Genomic DNA, 17909 nt, shown 5'->3' with positions numbered 1-17909 from the left:
TGCAATGCCTCAAGCAAATGTTATGTATTCACCAAATAAAAATATTCGGTATCAACAAACTTGGCACACTATTGAGTTCTCAAACAACAAACACTTACCGGTTCTTTACCCACCATTTCAGGCGGTAATTTCGTCCAGCGTTATATTCATATTCTATAACTTCGAATTCCTGAAAGTCAAATCCATTGTTTGTGATTTGAACCAGTATTCTCAGTTCCCATTCTTTTCAATTGTTGTCCACAAGACTGTGGAAAAACCTTGATTTTCTGGGGTTCTGCCGCCGTTTCACATCCGGTTATTTCTTCCGTTTTGTTCTCGGCGACAAGGAAAAACTATACACAGGTTTTGGGGGTCCTGCAAATCGGGTGGGTGGTTTTTGACGGTGACCGTGCACACTTAATTCCGGAGCGCCGATTAAAGCCCGGGTTCATGCGGTTCGGTGCTCGCAAAAATCTGTAAAACGCATAAAAATTCGTCTTAAAAGCCGGTAGCCGACCATCTCAGTGGCCGGCTACCGCGATTCAGCTAGTCCTCGACGATCTCTGCGTCAATGACTCTAGGATCATCCAGGGGCAGAGAGCTTGGCGCCACCGTGGGAATGCCGGCGAAGGCCACTGCCGCATTCTCGATCACGCGCTTGGCCATATATCGATTGCCTACGCCACCGATGGCCGCGCCGACCCCAAACGGAACCAAACGGCCGATGGTGCTAGCCGCTTGGGTGCCAATGATCTTGCGCAGGAACTTCTTCTGCATGGTGCGCTGCATTGCAGAGTAGATGCTCGTGGACTTGCTGGCACCGAAGGACTTGGCCCATCCCTGGATTGGACCCCCACCGCGACCTGCGGCCTGGGAAGTCAATCCGGCAATCATCGAGCTGCCCTCATCGCCCATCATGATGCCCATAACCAGGACTCGTGATCGATCCGGATCGTCGATGGCTATGCCGTGCAGCTCTGCCAGGCTTTGCGCATACAGCGCCGAGGCTTCCAGGAAGCCCAGGGTCGCAGCTATGGATAGGCCCAGGGCGATACCGGTACCAACAGCGGGAACGGCTGCGGTTCCACCCACGGCTGCACCGGAACCGGTAACTACGCGCAGGTAATCGCGCTCGACAATAGCTGCCAGCTGGGCAGTAGTAGCGTCAGGGTGCTTTTTGCGCAGCCTCTTGATGTAGGCAAGCACCAGCGGGCGCTGCACGCCGATGCCCTTCATGATGGCGTCCTGCACGCCGGAGCGCGGCTTTCCATCTTTGCCAATCAAAGTCATTGAAATCGGATCGTTTTTCATGATGGCTCCAGCTTAACCGCAAGACCCTGAGAGTTACCTTGGGCTTTGCGCTTTCAAGCAAGCGTCTTGAAAAATTCCTTGAAACTCCCCGACGCTGGTGCAAGAGTTGGCCTATGAAGAACGCTCAGGCCAAACGGTATAACCACGCCTTGAAAAGCGCCGGGATCTCGGAGCATCCGGTCGCGCTGCTCGATCTAGATGCCTTCGATTCCAACGTGATCGCCCTGCGCGAACGGGCCGGAGGTGTGCCGATTCGCATCGCGTCCAAATCCCTGCGTGTACGCAAGGCATTGGAACGGGTCCTGGATGAGCCCGGTTTCCGCGGCGCTCTCTGCTTCACCTTGGCCGAAGCATTATGGCTGGCCAGCCATGGCTTGAAGGACTTGGTGGTTGCCTACCCGCAAACCGATGCCGAAGCGATCAGCCGGTGGGCCGCCAGCGAACAGGCACGCGAAGAGGTAACGCTCATGGTGGATACCCAAGAGCAGTTGGATTTGATCGACAGGATCGCACCGGGGCACGGGCCGCTGAAGGTCGCCCTGGAACTGGATGCTGCCTATTACCCCAGCAGCAACCTCCGTATCGGCGCCGCGCGTTCCCCGCTGACCCGGCCGGAACAGGTCGCCGAACTGGCCGCCCAGGTGCACCGCCGGCGCAACTTCATCTTGGACGGGCTGATGGGCTACGAATCCCAAATCGCTTCGGTCCCCGATGGGGGTTTCAGCCCCAGGGCACTGATCGCCCGCAAGCTGCGCCAAGCCAGCGCCGCCGAACTGGCGGACCGCCGGGCCGAAACCGTGGAATTGGTACGGGAGCTCGGCGACCTGCGGTTTGTAAATGCCGGAGGTACCGGTTCGGTAGAAAGCACCATCCAAGAACCAGCGGTAACCGAAATCGCCGCGGGCTCAGGATTATTCGCGCCCGCGCTCTTCGATTCCTACCGCGCATTCCGCCCCACCCCTGCCCTGTACCTGGGATTCCCGGTAGTCCGCCGTCCCGATGAGCGAACGGTCACCATCCTTGGTGGCGGTTGGGCCGCATCGGGCCCAGCCGGCAAGGACCGCTTGCCCACCATCGAGCATCCCAAGAAGCTTCGCTACCTGGCCATGGAAGGAGCCGGCGAAGTGCAGACTCCGCTCACTGGCCCCTCGGCGCATCGCATTGCCATTGGCGATACCGTGTGGCTGCGCCATGCCAAGTCCGGTGAACCGGCCGAACGGGTTAATAAGGCGGCGGTGTACTCCAAGGGCAGGATCGTCGAACAATGGCCTACTTACCGTGGAGAAGGGAAAGCATTCCTGTGAGTACTTTCAGGAATTTCGCACGCACAGTGGTCTCCCACCCAGCAGCTGTCCATTCTCCGCGCAGCATCGCAGAATTAGCGCAGAGCCTGGAGCAGGCCGCCGACCAGCACCAGCCGGTGCGCACCGTCGGCGCAGGCCATTCCTTCACTCCGCTGGCAGATACCGACGGGATCTTGCTGAATCTGGATGGCTTTCGCGGCATCGAGGAAGTCGACGCTCGCACCCACGAGGTGACGTTCCGCGCCGGAACCCGGCTCTGGCAGATCCCCGCCCTGCTCAGGCCCTTCAACCTCGCGTTGGAGAATATGGGAGATATCGACAAGCAGTCGGTCGCTGGAGCAATCAGCACCGGCACCCACGGCACGGGCCTGGAATTCAGCGGATTCAGCGCAACGGTCACCGGAGTGCAGCTCATGCTGGCCGATGGGACCCATCTGCGCGCCAGCGCGCAGGAGAATAGCGAATTATTCGAGGCGTCCCGGCTTGGCCTGGGAGTACTGGGGGTGCTCACCCACGTTCGGCTGCGGTGCGTTCCCTACTACATGATGCGTGCAGCCGAATCCATCGAACCCATCGGGCAGATCGCCGAAAGCTTTGTTGATCGTGCCCGGCAAGAAGACCATCTGGAATTCTTCTGGTTCCCGGGCACCAGCAAAGCCCAGGTGAAGATCAATACCCGGCTCGACGGCCAGGTCCCTGCCGATCAACCGCCTGCGGTGGCCCGCTGGCTGAACGATGAACTGCTCTCCAATGGCGCGTTGCAGCTGCTCAGCTCGCTGAGCGCAGCGGCCCCCCGGACCACTGCCAAATTGAATGAGGTGGCTTGCGCGGCCCTGCCGGAGCGCAGCAGCATCGCGCCATGGAATGAAGCTTTCACCAGTGCGCGACGGGTGCGCTTCACCGAGATGGAGTATGCGCTGCCGCTAGCTGGCTTCGATGAAGCTTTCGCGAAGGTGCGAGCGTATTTCAGGCGTTCGGGAATTGGAGTTTCCTTCCCTGTCGAGGTGCGTACCGCGGCCGAGGACTCCACTTGGTTGGGTACCGCCAGCGGCAGGCAGACAGCATACATTGCCGTGCACCGCTACATTCGGGATAAGGCTCCGGGATACTTCCCGGCCATGGAAGAGATCTTCCGTTCTTTGGGCGGCCGGCCGCATTGGGGCAAGGAACATAGCCTGCAAGCAGCGGATTTGGCGCAGCTCTACCCGAAATTCAGCGATTTCACGAGGGTGCGCCAAACTGCCGATCCGGAGGGACGATTCCTCAATCCTTATCTGCGGGGTTTGCTCGGCATCTAGAACTGGACATCGGTCCAGATCAGCGGGCTTGATGCTTTCACCAAGTCCGGAACCGTTCCGGGCAGGGGCTGGGGACTGCTTGGCGGATGCTCCTGGATGCGGCCCTGGCCCAATACCTGCCAAGTTGCGCTGGGGACCAGGTAGCTGCCGGAATCATTCAAAGCATTCGCGCGCTTGAGCCCCTGGAGGAATGGTTCAACGCGATCTGCCGCGTTCTCCTGCAAGCCAAGTGCGCCGGCGATGACATAGCGGTCTTCGCCGACTCCTTCTGCTTGCTCGCCCTCATCGGTGCGAACGTAGTCCTCTCCGGCCAGGTAGCCGGTGAGAACCTTCAGCTCATCAGCCTGGCGTGCCTTGGCGAATTCCTGGTCCTGCGCATCTGGCTGGGTTTGGGTCGCAAGAATATGCACCGGCTCGCCACGGTATTGGATGGGAATGTCCCACAGCCCGGTGCTCATCACCGGAATGGAGGCGGCCAGCACACCAGAGAAGTCGGTGTGGTGCATCATGTCGTTGGCAACGTCCTGCCACTTGAGCTGGGAAACGCTGGTGACCTGGTCTTGTGCAATCGGGTACTTCGATAGCACGACAATCGAACCCTGCTCGGCGAATGCAGCCTGGCCCCACGCATCCTCGGCGCCGCCGATGACGCCATCAGCGTTCAGATCGGCACCGCTTTGCAGGCCCTTGGAGCCCACGGCCAGGTAGGAATACCCGTATTCCACATCGGCGCGGGCATCGTCGGGATTGTTCAGATACTGGTCGTTCAGTGCATCAACCGCGTCCTGGGTGGCGTCCATATCTGTCAGCACCACCACGTCCGCATTGGCGCTGCTGATCTTGTCTGCAACCTGCGCCGCCTGGCGGTCGGATCCGCGCATCAGGTTCGCGGGCAGCTCCTGGGGAGTTTCGCCGCTGAGATTTGCCTGGATGGTTGCCACGCGAAGCGAGGTCTCGGAAAGCTGCGCTGCGCTGGCACCCGCCGAGTCGCCAGGTCCAGTGGGTGCAGCAAAAGCGCCGGTTGCGGGGAACATCAACAGTGCCCCTAGACCCAGACTTGCTGTTCCGACTAATAACTTGCGCACTCAACCACCCTACGACGTTCGGCTACCGCTTGCCACCACCTTTACCGGATTGTAATGCCGCAGCCGCGGCGGCCTTCTTGTTCGCGGAAAGGACCTCGTCCATATAAGGAGCACGCACATGCATCGAGACACGGGCATCCACCAGGCACACGCCCCGGGCTCCGGCATCCACCCACTGCTGGACCCCGGCGAGGTCTTCGAGCGTGTCAACGCGGATTCCGGTGGCTCCCATGGCCTTGGCGATACCGGCGAAATCCACGGTCGGGATCAGCATCGGGTCTTCGTGCAGGCCGACGGATCCGTACTGGTGGATTTCCGCTCCGTACGCGGAGTCGTTGTAGATGACGATTACGCCACTTTCCACGGTGCGAACGATCGATTCGAGGTCCGCCAGGCCCATCAGGAAGCCGCCATCGCCGGCGGCCAGCACGACCGTGCGCCCCTGCGCCGCCGGGCCTGCGCCCACCATGGAAGCGATGCCCAGGCCGATGGACTGGTACGCGGTGCCCACGCAGCTCAAGGAGCGTGCACCGGTGGTCGACCAGTACATGGGCCCCCAGCCGATGAAGTGGCCGCCGTCTTGCACCAGCACGCGATTGGCCGGCAGGATCTTCTCCAGTTCGCTGGCCACGCGGCGCGGATCAAGCTGCCCGTCGGCGGCCAGGTCGTCACCGGCCGGACGGGTGCGCAGATTGGACAGGTCCAGGCTTGAACGCCATCCGCCCTGCGCCTGCTCCACCGCACCGAGCAGGTCCGCGGCGGCCAGGGTCGCATCGGCGGTGGCGAAATAGTCCACGCGCGGGTTGGTGGCGGCGCACCCCAGGTCGATCTGGATCAAGCTGGCATCCTGCGCGACCAGATCGCCAAAACGCATGGTGAACTGGTTCAACGAGGCGCCGAGCACCAATACCGTATCGGCCTGCGCGATGATCCGGGCGTTGGCCTCGGTGGAGAAGCCTCCGGTGATGCCCAAATCGAACTCGTAGTCCAGCAGGTCGCGGGCCAGCAGGGTACCCGAGGTGGTGGCGTCCAGCTTCTGCGCCAGCGACTGGACCTGCGCCGCGGCATCGATCGCGCCGCGGCCATAGAGGATGTGGGTGCGCTGCGAGGCGTTGAGCTTTCCAGCGATCTGCTCCAGCTGGGTGGAGTTCAGCTGCGGTGCCGGAGGGGTGCTGCGCAGGGAGGCGAAATCAGGCAGCTGCTCTTCGAGCGAATCCACCGCGGCCAAATCATAAGGGATCGCCAAAACAACCGGCATCCGTTCGCGCAACGCCAGGGCGGCCGCCTCCAGAGCGATGGCACCCGGGTTGTTGCGGTCAACGACGTAGCGCGGCGCTCGCACTGCTGTGTCGATCGCGGCCTGGTCGACGTCCCATCCACGCAGGCCGGAAGTTGGCGCGTCGCCGGTGACGAACAGCAGCGGGGTCCGGGCCGCGGCGGCTTCAGCCAGTGCGGTGATGGTGTTGGTGTAGCCGGCACCGTAAGTGGTGGAGGCGATGGCCAGCTTATTGGAGATGCGGAAGTAGGCGTCGGCGGCCGAAACGGCGGCCGATTCGTGGCGCACGGCGGTGTAGCCGAAGCCTGCACGCACTGCGGCGTCGAGGAAGTGGGCATTGCCGTTGCCCATCAATCCGAAGATCCGCGGGGCCAGCGGCTTGAGGGCGTGGGCAATGGCAGCTGAAACGCTAGACATTATGGACTCTTTTCAAGAAATCGTGCTGAAGAAATTCCATATATGTCTGCCGTTACCGGTTGCTGGACCGCAACGGGTATCGCCCCTTTTGAGAGCGCCGGAACCTGGCGGGGCCATGTTCCTGACTCACTGATGATAAGGCAGGAACCGCGCCTGGCGCTAGGCCGCTAGTGCGCCTTCCCATTAACACTTCCCCGGGGCGATCTCGCAGCGTTCCGAGCGATGCGCCCACGCACCTCGGTCCTGCCCCCGCGCTTGGCTGCACCGGACGCCGAATGGCGCCACCGTGGCCTGCGCGCCGTGCACGGGGCCAAAAGTTTCACCCGGGCTCGGTGTTCGAGGTCGAAGTGTCATCCGAAAGTACCATGTACAGCAATTTGCAGATTCGATACTATCGAAATAACACTTAGTTGACTTGATATTTATATGACAACTATCGGACATTATCGAGAAGGAACGCATGCTGAAGTTCTTGGGAATCACCTCTGAAGCACCTGCCGACGGATCAATCCCCGCGTGGCAGGGCGTCTCCAAGAAACACCGGGGCATCGCATTCGCCATTTCGCTTGCGTTGGGATTGGCCACGTTCCTGGTAACCCGCTGGCTGCTTTCCGACCTGCCGCCAGAAGGCTACTTGCCGCTCGTTCCCTGGAACGCGGCCGCCGCCATTCTGCTCATCAGCACGCTAGTGGCCGAGCGCGGATTGATCCGCAACGCGCCCGCCGAAACCTGCGAAATCTAGGCGCCAGAACTGGGGGCGGTACGGAAAGCCGCACTCGCCCCCAACTTCGCGGAACTTGGCTCGCCGTTGGCCAACCATGCGGCGGCGCGGTTCACCAGCTGTTTCGGCGAGGCCGCAATATCCAGCACTACATGTCGTTCATCGGCCTGGAGCTCGTCAAGTGCTGCGAATTGCGATTTAAGCAGCTCCACGGGCATGAAGTGTCCGGTGCGATCGGCCATGCGCTTGGCCAGCAGCTCGAAGCTGCCGTGCATATGGATGAACACCGTTTCCGGCGCCTGCTGCCTGATCTGGTCGCGGTACTTTCATTTCAACGCGGAACACGCAATGACCAGCGCCTTGACTTGGCCCGCGGCAGCTAACCGGTTGCCGATTTCGCCAAGCCACGGCTCGCGGTCTGCATCGTCCAGCGGGGTATCCGCGGACAACTTCTCAATGTTCCGCTTCGGGTGCAGGGAATCCCCGTCGGGGAACTCCGTTTCAATCTGCTTGCCCAACAGCTCGCCCACGGTGGAAACTCAATTTGCCAGCTACCGCGTCAATGAACTCGGCGGTCCCCACCGGACTTTGGCCACCCACCAAGTCTGCAAGATCCGCAGTCATCACTCCGTCTGCAACGGTCTGCCGTATCGCGGCATCGATAGTCCGGGCCGCCTCCACCAGTTCATCATTTGAGTCCAAAGCCCCCCGATGTTCGAGGGCGCGGCTCCATGCGGCAATGGTGGCCACGGGATTGGCGCCGAGCACTTCTCCTTTGGCCCACCGCTTGTAGTGCCGGGCCACGGTTCCGTGGGCCGCTTCAAACAGACAGGTTTTGCCGTCCTCTCCTGCCAATACCGAGGCCATCAGGCCCGGCGAGCCAAACCCTTGGGCAACGATGTCGGCCTGGACATCACCGTCGTAGTTCTTCAGCGCCCATAAGAAACCGCCAGAGCTCTTGATCGCAAAGGACACCATGTCGTCGATCAGCCGATGCTCATAGCTGAGCCCGGCCCGGGCGAAGAGGTGCGTGAACTCGGCCCGGTAGACAGCTTCGAATGCTTCGACAAAAGCTCCGTCGTACTCCTTGAGCACGGTGTGCTTTGTCGAAAAATACAGCGGAAGCCCTAAACGCAGTGCTTGCTGGAAACAGGCTCGTGCGAAGGCTCGAATGGAGTCCATGTTGTTGTACATGCCCAGGGCCACACCGCCATCGGATCCAAAAGTTGTGACCTCTTTAATCAGCGGCGCCGAGCCATCAGAAGGTATGAAGCTCAGGCGGAGGCTGCCCGCACCGGACACCGTGAAGTCGGCAGCCTGGTACTGATCAGCGTTGGCATGCCGGGCGACAACAATCGGTGCTTCCCAGCCAGGCACGATCCGCGGCACAGAGTCCAGCACAATCGGTTCCCGGAAAATGACGCCGTTCAGAGCCTTGCGCAAGGTCGCGTTGGGCGATTTCCAGCGTTGGCTCAACCCGTAGTTCTCGACTTGTGCGGCTGTGGGTGTGATGGTCGAGCACTTCACGGCGGCCCGATGCTTCATCACCGCCGCGGCGGCCTGCAAGGTAATGGCATCAGAAGTCGCTTCCCGGTTGGCCAATGACAGGTCGAAGCTGTGCAGCGAAACGTCAACGAGAGGCTTGATAATCCGTTCGCGCACCAAGGAGAACATCTCGTTGGCCGCCTCGTCGCCACGGATTTCCACGATCACGCTTGGTTCATTGGTATTTTTCACCGCGCGGCCCCTTGAAATTGCGCTTGGGTCTTGGCCAGCAGGTGCGGAATGACTCCGCCTGCCCGCAGCAAGGCCAGGTCCAGTTCTGTTTCAGCGGCCAGGCAGGCTTCGAATTCGAGAACGCTTCCGCCGGAGAACTGGATCTTGACCGGCACCGTTGCGTGCACCGCGATGGCCGCAGGCTGAACCGCAATTTCAATCAGGTCCTCGGCGCATACCTGTTGCAACTGGGCTTTGACGTGGTTAGGGACCCGCAACGGCACTACTCCCATGCCAATCAGGTTGGAGCGGTGGATTCGTTCGAAGCTTCCTGCCAGCACCGCGCGCACACCGAGCAGCCGCTGCACCTTGGCCGCCCAATCCCGCGAACTGCCGGTTCCATAGCGTTCCCCGGCAATGATGACGGCACTCTTCCCTTGGTGGCGGTACCTTCTGGCGGCTTCGGTCAGCGGGACCACGTCCCCGGTTCCAGCGTGGACGGTATGAGCCACTGGCAGGTTTTCTCCGAGCTTGTTGACGAGATTCTTGGCATGGAATCCGCCACGCACCATCACTTCGAAGTTTCCTCGTCGGGATGCGAAGACATTCAGATCTCCCCGTTCCTCTCCGCGTGAGACAAGATAGTCGGCAACGAGCGAGTCCGCAGGTATCGCGCTGGCTGGCGAGATGTGGTCCGTGGTGACATCGTCGCCAAGCACCAGCAGCGGGTGCGCAGCAAACTCTCCGAGCTGGTTGCCTTCATCTACTGCGGCGAAGGGCGGGCGACGCAGAATGTTGGAATCCTCGCTCCATTGGAATTGGGCACCCTGCGGGGCATCAAGTTTCGACCACAAGACGCTGGTGGTGGCGATCTTGAAGTCGCGTGCGAAGTCCTGGGCATCATGCCCCAGCTTCCACGCCTCCTGGACTTCCTCCCGGGTCGGCAACAGATCAGCAAGCTGGATCTGATTGCCGCCGGCATTATCCGGGGTAAATTCGTAGGTCATCAGGTCAACGTCGGCGCGCCCAACGAGCGCAAAGGCCACCACCAACGGCGGGGAGACCAAGAACCCCAGATCCAAGTCCGGATGGATACGGCCGGCAAAATTCCGATTCCCGGAAAGGACCGCGACCGGCCGAATTGCAGCGGCCGACAGTTCCCGGACAACAGGTTCGCTGAGCGGCCCGGAGTTGCCGATGCACGTGGTGCATCCAAAGCCCACCACATCGAATCCGGCGTAGCCAAGGTCCTCCAGAAGTCCAGACCTGCGCAAGTAGCTCATGGCCGCCGGCGAACCCGGGGCCAGCGAGGTCTTCACCCATGGCGGAACCTTCAGACCGTGCTTTCGTGCCTTGCGGGCGACTAGTCCGGCGGCGATCAGCAATTTAGGGTCCGTAGTGTTGGTGCAACTGGTGATTGCCGCCAACGCAATGGCGAACCGGGGCAACGCACCTGCATCTTCCTCGACACCCCGGGCCTCGCTCTCCAGGGCTTGCGGCATCCTGGATATCTCCATCAGATCCTGCGGGCGGCGTGGACCGGCAGCGCTGAGCCGGACTTGCGACAGATCCAGCTCCAGAACGTCGGTATATTCCGGCTCCCCCTGCGGGTCGAACCAGAGGCCAGTTGCCTGATAGTAATCCTGCACCAATTGGATCTGCTCGCGCGGGCGCCCGGTTTGCGCCAGATAGTCGAGAACCTGCTGGTCCACAGGGAAGTAGCCGGTGCTCGCACCGTATTCCGGTGCCATGTTCGCAACTACTGCCCTTTCCCCGGCCGACAAGCTGCTCACCCCCGGCCCGAAGAACTCGACAAATTCGCCACTGGCCCCTCGTTCACGGATGAGATGGGTGATGGTCAGCGCCAGATCGGTGGCGGTAGCTCCCGCGGGCATTTCTCCGGTCAGCCGGAAACCGATGACGTCGGGGATGCGCAAGGTGGTGGGCAGGCCGAACATGACCGTCTGCGCCTCGAGTCCGCCGACGCCCCAGCCCAGGACGCCCAAGGCGTTGACCATCGGAGTGTGCGAATCGGTGCCGATCATCATGTCAGGGACGATGAGCGGAGCTGACGGATCCCCCGAATGCTCAAAGTCAGGATGAGCCACGGTAGCCAGCTGCTCCAGATTAAGGGTATGCATGATCCCGGTTCCGGGCGGGTTGACGTTGACCGTATCCATTGACTGCTGGGCCCATTTCAGGAACTGGTAGCGCTCCTGGTTCCGCCGGTACTCATGGGCGAGATTGCGCGGTGCAGCGTCGTCACGGCCGTAGTCCTCGACGGCGAGCGAGTGGTCGATGGACACCTCGACCTGCAACTGCGGGTTCAATGTACTCGGGTCGATCCCGACCTCGGCCAACGAGTCGCGCATGGCGGCGATATCTACCAGGGCGGGAGTGCTCGTGGTGTCATGCATCAAGATGCGGTGCGGCCAGTATTCCAGCTCGGCCTCGGATCTGCACTCCTGCAGCCAATCCTTGAGGTTGGCTGTGGTCCTGGCACTTTCCTCCACGCTGGAACGGCGCAAGGTATTTTCTGCCAGCAGCCTGAGCACGACGGGAAGCCGGCTGAATTCTGCACCCAGTGCCGCCCTCAGATCGGTGGCCGAATAGCTCTTGCCGCCCGATGCGAAGGTTGTGATGCGCCGTTGGTTCTGCGAAGGCATTCGCCTCTCCCCTCATTTTTATAATTTATAAAATCGTACCGCACGTCCACGCCAGACCCAACACCCTCCATTTGCCCAGCGCACCCACCGACTAACATTTACAAAAAGGACGCTGCACTCTATAAATGGTGCATCGCTGAAACCCTGCACTTCGAAAGAGGCCACCCGTGAGCCAAGCTGCCCTGACCAAGAATGCCTACGCCTATCAGAGCGTCAGGGGGCTGATCATGAGCGGGGAACTACCTCCGGGCGAAGCCTTGGCGCAATCGCAGCTCGCCGCCGATCTTGGCGTCAGCCTGACCCCGATGCGCGAAGCGCTGCGCAAGCTGGAAGCCGAGGGGCTGATTATCATCGACGCCCACCGCAACGCCAAGGTTGCGCCGCTGACTGCCCGGGAGGCGACCAACCTCTTCCAGGTGCGCGAACGGCTGGATCCCATGGCCGCCGCCTTGGCGGCGGCCCACCGCACCGACAGCGACATCGCCCGCATGAAGGCGGCGGCCGAGAAGATGCGTCCGTTGGCGCAGAATCCCGACCTCGAAGCACTTGCCGCGCACCGCGAGTTCCACCGGTCGATCTATGCGGCCTCGCATAACGACCTGCTGATCCGCATGCTTGAATCGCTATGGGACAAGGCCGACCGGTACCGCCAGGTGGGATTGTCCGCGCGGAAGGATTCGGCTGCGGACAAGAAGCGCGTGGCCGCAGAGCATGAGCGCATTCTCAAGGCAGTGACTGCCGGCAATGCAGCCAAGGCCGAAGAAGAAATGGCCCGGCACGTACAAGGGAGCCTCGGCCGCAGGGCGATTGACGCCCTGGGCTCCGAAGCCCCCTAGCCCCGAATACCCCCGGCGCCCAAGGCGCCGGGGGTATTTTCTTGCCCTCCGCCAGCACCTTGACATGACATGGGTCACAACATATGGTCATTAACTATAATTTATAATTTGTAATATCCGGCCGGGTCCTCGCACTCGGACGCGAAAGGATCAGAATGACTCTTGACAGCACCCGGCGGCGCACGATCCTCCCGCCACCCCTGCGAACAGCACTTCGCTGCTTGGCCCTCTTGGCTGGCGCCGCGGTGGTCGCCGGGGCGGCCTTCAGCGCGGCCAGCGGCGGCAACGGCGATAACGCACGAGCCCAGCTGACCCTTATCGCCCCGGCAGGCGCCGGGGGCGGTTGGGATGGAGCAGCCCGCGAAGCCCAGCAGGCCATGCGCGCGCAATCAATCGTCAATAACGCCCAGGTCGTCAACATCCCCGGCGCCGGCGGCACCATCGGGCTGAACAAATTCGCCGGCATGGACGGCGAGAAATCCAGCCTCATGGTCATGGGCATCACGATGCTCGGAGCCGTCAACATCAACGGCTCGGAAACGACCATCCAGGATGTCACCCCGATCGCTCGGCTCACCGATGACTACGACGTCTTGGTGGTGCCCGCCGACTCCCCCTATGACTCGGTGGACGAACTGGTCACCGACTGGGCCGAGGATCCCAATTCCTTCGCCTTCGGCGGCGGCTCCCTGGGCAGCGTCGATCAGATGATCATCACCCAGCTGGCCCAGCAGGCCGGCATCAAGCCCACCACGGTGAACTACATCGCCTATTCAGGCGGTGGCGAACTGGCCACCAGCCTGCTCAGCGGAACCATCAAGGCCTCGGTCTCCGGCTGGGTGGACTTCGCCGACCAGATCGAAGCAGGAAAACTCAGGGCGCTGGCCGTCTCCGCCCCCGAACCGGTCCAGGCCACCGGGGTGCCCACCCTCAAAGAGCTGGGCTACGACATCGAGCTGACTAACTGGCGTGGAATCGTCGCGCCTCCCGGCCTGAGTGACGAGAACGTCCGAGAGCTCCAGCAAATCGTCGCCGAAACCGTCAAGACCCCTGAATGGGCCGACGCCCTGGAACGCAACCAGTGGGCCGACACCTTCCTGACCGGACCGGAATTCGAGGACTTCCTCGAATCCGAACGCCAAAGCGTTGACGCCATCTGGAATGAGCTCGGCTACTAGCCCCGAAGATATTGGAGACACCATGACCATTCTGGTCGGATACACCCACACCGCCGAGGGCGCCGCCGCCCTGCGGCATGGCCTGGCCGCCGCCGAACTGGCCCGCACCGAGGTTGCGCTCTTCCCGCTCTTCGCCCTTAACGGCGAGAGGTGGCCGAACGCGGAACTGGCCGAGCGGCTGCAAGGCAGGGCGCGCTTCGTGCAGCCTCGCGCCAATTCTCCGCGTGCCGCCGACGAACTGGTCGACCTGGGCAACGAACTGGATGCCCAGCTGATCGTCATCGGCGTACGCTCCCGCTCGCGGGTAGGGAAAATGCTGATGGGTTCCGATGCCCAGGCCGTGATCCTCGGTGCCAGCATCCCGGTACTGAGCGTAAAGGCGGACGACGATGAACACTGAAGCTGCCCTTCAGGCCGCACACCGGACCTCTCCCGGCACCGGGCGCAGCGGACTGGTCCTGCCGGGAATCCTCGTGCTGCTGGGAATCTACCTGAGCGTCGGCGTCATCACCATGGAGGTGCCCGACGGCGCCAAGCAGCCGGGACCCAAATTCTTCCCGATCCTGATCATCGTCGCGATCTTCGTTCTGTCAGCGCTGCTAACCGTTCAATTGGTGCGCACCCCGGAACCCGTCGCCGCTGATCGGCAAGATTACCGGAGCTATTCCGACTGGAAAACCGTGGCACTGGTCGCCGCAGGCTTCCTGGCTTTCGCCCTGCTCTTGGTTCCCGCCGGCTGGCTGATCAGTGCCAGCCTCCTGTTTTGGACCGTTGCCTTTGCTCTGGGCAGCAAGAACCGCGCCAGGGACCTGGGCATCGCCGTGGTATTCGCCTCCGCCATCCAGCTGGCCTTCGGCGCGGCACTCGGACTGAATCTGCCTAGCGGCATTCTGGAAGGACTGATCGGCTAATGGAATCGATGAACCTGCTGCTCGAAGGCTTCGGCCAGGCGCTGACCCCGATGAACTTGCTCTGGGTGTTCATCGGAGCCCTGTTGGGCACCGCCGTGGGCGTGCTTCCCGGCCTGGGATCCTCCATGGCAGTGGCCCTGCTGCTGCCGATGACCTTCTCGCTCGATCCGGTCGGCGCCTTCATCATGTTCGCCGGAGTCTACTTTGGCGGTCTGTTCGGCGACTCCACCATGGGCATCCTGATGAATACCCCCGGCGGTTCCACCGCCATTGCCACGACCTTCGAGGGTCACCGCATGGCCAAGGACGGGCGAGCGCCCCAGGCACTGGCCACCAGCGCCATCGGCGCCTTTGTCGGGGGATTGATCGCCACCACCATGGTGGTCTTCTTCGCCCCGAAGTTGGCGGAAATCGCCGTGTTCTTCGGACCGGCCGAATACTTCGCCCTGGCGATCTTCGCATTCATTGCCACCGCCTCGGTGGTCTCCGATTCGGCGCTGAAGGGGCTGGCCTCGCTCCTGGTGGGCTTGGCCCTGGCCGTGGTCGGCATCGACGGCATTTCCGGCGCCTCGCGCTTCACCGCGAATGTGCCCCAGCTTTTCGACGGGGTGAGCATCATTGTGATCACCGTCGGAGTGCTGGCCCTGGGCGAAGTGCTGCATGTGGCCTCGCGCATCCACCGCGATGAGAAGCTGACCGCCATCTCCGTGGCTGGCCGTCCCTACCTTTCGCGCTCCGAAGTGCGCGAGGCAATCCCTGCCTGGTTGCGAGGCACCGCTTTCGGCGTGCCCTTCGGAGTGATCCCGGTAGGCGGCGCCGAGGTCCCGACCTTCCTGGCCTACGGCACCGAACGGCAGCTTGACCGCAAGCGCCGCCAACCCAAGTTCGGCACCGGCGCGATCCGCGGCGTGGCCGCCCCTGAAGCCGCGGGCAATGCCACCAGCGGCACCGCCATGGGCGCACTGCTGGCCCTGGGACTCCCCACCTCGGCGACGGCCGCAATCATGCTCGCCGCCTTCCAGCAATACGGCCTGCAGCCCGGCCCGATGCTTTTCGAGCGCAACGCCGATCTGGTGTGGGCACTGCTGGCCAGCCTTTTTGTCGGTCTGGTGATGTTGCTGGTGCTGAACCTGCCCTTTGCGCCGATGTGGGCCAAGCTGCTGCTGATTCCCAAGCCTCACCTGTTCGCCGGCATCACGGTGTTCTGCGGGCTGGGCGTCTATGCCACCGGCGCCTCGGTGATCGACCTGCTGCTGGTGCTGGCCATCGGTTTCGTCGCATTCTTGATGCGCCGCTACGGATACCCGCTGGCTCCGGTGATGATCGGCGTGGTGCTCGGCCCGCTGGCCGAAACCAGCCTGCGCAATGCGCTGATGTCCAGCGGCGGCGAATTGTCGATCCTGCTCGGTTCGGGGATCACGATCACCCTGTATGCGCTGCTGGCGGCGATGATCGGCTACAGCCTGTGGCGCCGGATCGCTTCCCCGCGCCGCCAGGACGTGTAGCTGCAACGCTTTGGGATTTCCCGGCTGCACGCCAAGTTCCATCGGTTCGTGCGCTGCGGCCAAGCGCGCCCGGGGAGCCAGGCGGTGCGCGGTGATGTGTCCTGGGCCCCCGCCTGCGGTTCTACAGGTGGCTGGCCGCGTAGTCCTGCGCGCTCATCTGGCCCAGGCGCGAACGGCGCCGGCCGTAGCCAAGGTAGAGCGCTGCGCCGACGATCATCCAGATGATGAATACCAGCCAGGTATGCCAACCGAGCTGGCTCATCAGGAACAGGCAAGCGAAGATGCCCAGGATCGGGGTGAGCGGGTACAGCGGCACGCGGAAGGTGCGCTCGGCCTTGGGCTGGGTTCTGCGCAGGTAGATCACCGAGGCGCCCACCAGCGCGAAGGCGAACAGCGTGCCGATGCTGGTGGCGTCGGCCAGTGCGCCCAGCGGGATGAACCCGGCCGTGACCGCCACCAGGATGCCGGTGATCCAGGTGCCGGCGACCGGGGTGCCGGTGCGGGCCGAGACCTTGCCGAACACCGCGGGCACCAGCCCGTCGCGCGACATGGCCAGCAGGATGCGGGTCTGGCCGTAGAGCACGGTGAGCACTACCGAGGCGATGGCCAGCACGGCGGCGACCGCGAAGACCAGCACGAAGATCGGCTGCCCGGTCAGTTCGCCGATGATCTGCACCAGCGGCGCCTGTGCGCCTTCGAACCAGTTCCATTCGCGCGCGCCGATCGCCGAAACGGCCACCAGCACGTAGCTGATGGTCACGATCAGCATGGAGAGCATGATCGCCCGGGGCAGGTCGCGCTTCGGGTTCTTGGCTTCCTCGCCGGCCGTCGAGGCGGCGTCGAAGCCGATATAGGAGAAGAACACGCTCGATGCCGCCGCGGTCACGCCGGCGGCGCCCATTGGCAGCAGCGGCTCGAAGTTGCCCGCATTGAAGGCGCTGAAGGCGACGGCCGAGAAGAAGAGCAGGATGCCGGCCTTGATGGCCACGACGATCGAGTTCACGATGGCCGACTCGCGCGCCCCGCGCACCAGCAGCAAGGTGGCCAGTGCGACGACGATCAGCGCCGGCAGGTTAACCACTCCGCCGTCGGCCGGGCCGCCAGCCAGCAGCTCGGGCAGCTCCATGCCGAAGGTGCGCAACGTTTCGTTCACGTACTGGCCCGAACCCACGGCCACCGCAGCCACCGACACCGCGTATTCGAGCACCAGGCACCAGCCGCAGATCCAGGCGATGCCTTCGCCCATGGTGGCATAGGAATAGGAATAGCTGGAGCCGGTAACCGGAACCATGCCGGCCATTTCGGCATAGGACACCGCCGAAAGCAGCGCGGTAATGCCCGCGATCACGAACGAGATCCAGATGGCCGGACCGGCGATCGGCACGGTATCGCCGAGGATCACCAGGATGCCGGTGCCCATGGTGGCGCCGACGCTGATCATGGTCAGCTGCCACATGCCCAAGGTGCGGCGCAGCTGGCCTGCCCCTGCATTGGTTTCCGCTTCGGCGATCATATTCGTGATCGACTTGCGGCGGCGCAGCTGCGCGCCCAGCAGGGTGGCCGGACTGCTCACGGACGGTTTGCGGTTCATCGCGGATCCTCAAGGGAAATGGTGGTGCTGCCTCGCCCCTGCCTAGGATGCGGCCGGGCGCTGCGCGTGGAAGTTCTGAACTGGAATATCATGTCATAATCCAGCTGGTCCCGAC

Annotated in this window: 16 protein-coding genes; 8 read left to right on the top strand and 8 right to left on the bottom strand. The window is 62.6% G+C overall.

Going from position 1 to position 17909, the window contains the following annotated elements; translation table 11 throughout:
- Window positions 1-525 precede the first annotated feature (525 nt).
- A complete protein-coding gene (locus tag ACIP6G_RS17695) occupies window positions 526-1290 on the bottom strand; it encodes a hypothetical protein (protein WP_105658967.1) in 765 nt (254 codons plus the stop codon).
- A gap of 113 nt (window positions 1291-1403) precedes the next feature.
- On the opposite strand from ACIP6G_RS17695, the gene ACIP6G_RS17690 reads away from it, so the two are divergent.
- On the top strand, window positions 1404-2594 hold the full coding sequence (locus tag ACIP6G_RS17690) for an alanine racemase (protein ID WP_400291586.1): 1191 nt from the start codon (window positions 1404-1406) through the stop codon (window positions 2592-2594).
- Window positions 2591-3892, top strand: coding sequence for a D-arabinono-1,4-lactone oxidase (locus tag ACIP6G_RS17685; RefSeq protein ID WP_400291584.1), 1302 nt, complete (start codon window positions 2591-2593; stop codon window positions 3890-3892). The genes ACIP6G_RS17690 and ACIP6G_RS17685 overlap by 4 nt, the downstream gene beginning before the upstream one ends.
- On the opposite strand, the gene ACIP6G_RS17680 is transcribed toward ACIP6G_RS17685, so the two are convergent.
- Window positions 3889-4926, bottom strand: a complete 1038-nt coding sequence (locus tag ACIP6G_RS17680) for an endonuclease/exonuclease/phosphatase family protein (RefSeq protein WP_400291582.1) — start codon at window positions 4924-4926, stop codon at window positions 3889-3891. The two genes, ACIP6G_RS17685 and ACIP6G_RS17680, sit on opposite strands and share 4 nt — an antisense overlap.
- 73 nt (window positions 4927-4999) lie before the next feature.
- Complete coding sequence (locus tag ACIP6G_RS17675; RefSeq protein ID WP_400291580.1) at window positions 5000-6670, bottom strand: thiamine pyrophosphate-binding protein; 1671 nt, start codon at window positions 6668-6670, stop codon at window positions 5000-5002.
- A 460-nt stretch (window positions 6671-7130) separates the two neighbouring features.
- Between ACIP6G_RS17675 and ACIP6G_RS17670 the strand changes: the two genes are divergently transcribed.
- Window positions 7131-7412, top strand: a complete 282-nt coding sequence (locus ACIP6G_RS17670; protein WP_105658972.1) for a hypothetical protein — start codon at window positions 7131-7133, stop codon at window positions 7410-7412.
- On the opposite strand, the gene ACIP6G_RS17665 is transcribed toward ACIP6G_RS17670, so the two are convergent.
- From ACIP6G_RS17665 to acnA, 4 genes are read right to left on the bottom strand one after another with little or no spacing between them, the layout of a single operon-like run.
- On the bottom strand, window positions 7409-7678 hold the full coding sequence (locus tag ACIP6G_RS17665) for a hypothetical protein (RefSeq protein ID WP_400291578.1): 270 nt from the start codon (window positions 7676-7678) through the stop codon (window positions 7409-7411). The two genes, ACIP6G_RS17670 and ACIP6G_RS17665, sit on opposite strands and share 4 nt — an antisense overlap.
- 39 nt (window positions 7679-7717) lie before the next feature.
- Entirely contained in the window at window positions 7718-7921 is a 204-nt protein-coding gene (locus tag ACIP6G_RS17660) for a hypothetical protein (RefSeq protein WP_359198761.1), read from the bottom strand.
- Window positions 7893-9128: an NADP-dependent isocitrate dehydrogenase gene (locus ACIP6G_RS17655; protein WP_400291576.1), complete on the bottom strand. Its 1236-nt coding sequence runs from the start codon at window positions 9126-9128 to the stop codon at window positions 7893-7895. The genes ACIP6G_RS17660 and ACIP6G_RS17655 overlap by 29 nt, the downstream gene beginning before the upstream one ends.
- Window positions 9125-11773, bottom strand: coding sequence for an aconitate hydratase AcnA (gene acnA / locus ACIP6G_RS17650; RefSeq protein ID WP_400291575.1), 2649 nt, complete (start codon window positions 11771-11773; stop codon window positions 9125-9127). Before acnA ends, ACIP6G_RS17655 begins: the two co-directional genes overlap by 4 nt.
- Before the next feature lie 167 nt (window positions 11774-11940).
- On the opposite strand from acnA, the gene ACIP6G_RS17645 reads away from it, so the two are divergent.
- From ACIP6G_RS17645 to ACIP6G_RS17625, 5 genes are all read left to right on the top strand, one after another.
- The gene (locus ACIP6G_RS17645) at window positions 11941-12609 is read left to right on the top strand and encodes a GntR family transcriptional regulator (RefSeq protein ID WP_359198770.1); all 669 of its coding nucleotides are present in this window, start codon (window positions 11941-11943) and stop codon (window positions 12607-12609) included.
- A gap of 155 nt (window positions 12610-12764) precedes the next feature.
- Complete coding sequence (locus tag ACIP6G_RS17640; protein WP_359198773.1) at window positions 12765-13787, top strand: tripartite tricarboxylate transporter substrate-binding protein; 1023 nt, start codon at window positions 12765-12767, stop codon at window positions 13785-13787.
- 22 nt (window positions 13788-13809) lie between these two features.
- On the top strand, window positions 13810-14187 hold the full coding sequence (locus ACIP6G_RS17635) for a universal stress protein (RefSeq protein WP_359198776.1): 378 nt from the start codon (window positions 13810-13812) through the stop codon (window positions 14185-14187).
- On the top strand, window positions 14177-14698 hold the full coding sequence (locus ACIP6G_RS17630) for a tripartite tricarboxylate transporter TctB family protein (protein WP_400291572.1): 522 nt from the start codon (window positions 14177-14179) through the stop codon (window positions 14696-14698). The genes ACIP6G_RS17635 and ACIP6G_RS17630 overlap by 11 nt, the downstream gene beginning before the upstream one ends.
- Window positions 14698-16203, top strand: coding sequence for a tripartite tricarboxylate transporter permease (locus tag ACIP6G_RS17625; RefSeq protein WP_359198782.1), 1506 nt, complete (start codon window positions 14698-14700; stop codon window positions 16201-16203). Before ACIP6G_RS17630 ends, ACIP6G_RS17625 begins: the two co-directional genes overlap by 1 nt.
- Window positions 16204-16324: 121 nt before the next feature.
- Here the strand turns inward: ACIP6G_RS17625 and ACIP6G_RS17620 are convergent, their stop codons facing one another.
- A complete protein-coding gene (locus ACIP6G_RS17620; RefSeq protein ID WP_400291569.1) occupies window positions 16325-17794 on the bottom strand; it encodes an amino acid permease in 1470 nt (489 codons plus the stop codon).
- Between the last annotated feature and the right edge of the window lie 115 nt (window positions 17795-17909).

It is taken from the genome of Glutamicibacter sp. NPDC088483, assembly GCF_044753145.1.
GTDB lineage: Bacteria > Actinomycetota > Actinomycetes > Actinomycetales > Micrococcaceae > Glutamicibacter.
The sequence above is the reverse complement of the archived record's forward strand: the minus strand, read 5'-3'. Positions and strand labels throughout refer to the sequence as shown.